We start from the raw sequence: 953 nt of genomic DNA, 5'->3' as shown, positions 1-953 counted from the left end.
CGACGCGGTCGTTGATCGCGGCAACGTTCGCCGTTCGCAGCCGGGAATAACCATCTGCATTCCGACCGGGGTGCGATCGATGTCAGACATGTTGTGGCTCCGAGTTGATCGGTAAGGGCCGTGGACGTTGCAATGGTGGCGCGCCGGCGCGGGATCAAAAACGTGGCGGTCACAGCGGGCTACATTGGCGCAGCGGCTCGGGAGGAGCTTTACACCTTCATGGACGCTGCCAATGTCGATCTAAAGGCCTTCACCGAGGCGTTCTATGACCGGCTGTGTACCGGCCGTCTCGGCGCCGTCCTCGAGACGCTCGAATATCTGAAGCAAAGGACGAAGGTCTGGTTTGAGATCACAACGCTGCTGATCCCAGGTTACAACGACAGCCCGCAGGAGGTGACGAGGCTGAGCGAATGGGTGATGACGAGACTCGGACCTGACGTGCCCTTGCATTTCACCGCCTTCCACCCTGACTACAAGTTGTTGGATCCACCCCGTTCGCCGGCCTTCACGCCGACGACGGCTCGCGATATCGCGCGCAAGGTCGGGCTGCATTTCGTCTACAGTCCATGACGAGGTGGGCCAAAGCACCTACTGCCCAGGCTGTGGTGAGCGGATTATCGGCCGAGATTGGTATAACATCACCACTTGGCGGCTCACCGAGGAAAGTCGCTTTGCTCCACCGCAATCCCTGGCATGTTCGAGGCACGTCCGGGCAGCTGGGGGCAGCGACGCGTCCCGATCCGGATAGGCAGACGGGAATGCGCTTGAGCGGGGGTGATGGCGGCGTTGAGGGGCCTTGCCGCCGCCTGCTGGAGCGTGAATCCGATTGGGAGGAGGTCACAATGAAGATCGACAGCACAACGTTTGGCACGATTACGATTGACGGAAAAACCTATGAGCACGACGTCGTCGTTCGTCTTTCCGGCGAGGTCGTGAAGCGGAAAAAGAAGCTG

Annotated in this window: 1 protein-coding gene; it reads left to right on the top strand. The window is 60.2% G+C overall.

The features are described from left to right. Nucleotides 1-120 precede the first annotated feature (120 nt). Nucleotides 121-570 carry a hypothetical protein gene (locus tag AC629_RS43880; RefSeq protein WP_283848247.1) on the top strand — a complete coding sequence of 150 codons (450 nt, stop codon included), beginning with the start codon at nt 121-123 and terminating at the stop codon, nt 568-570. Nucleotides 571-953: the final 383 nt, after the last annotated feature.

This window comes from Bradyrhizobium sp. NAS80.1, from assembly GCF_001908205.1.
GTDB lineage: Bacteria > Pseudomonadota > Alphaproteobacteria > Rhizobiales > Xanthobacteraceae > Bradyrhizobium.
The sequence above is the reverse complement of the archived record's forward strand: the minus strand, read 5'-3'. Positions and strand labels throughout refer to the sequence as shown.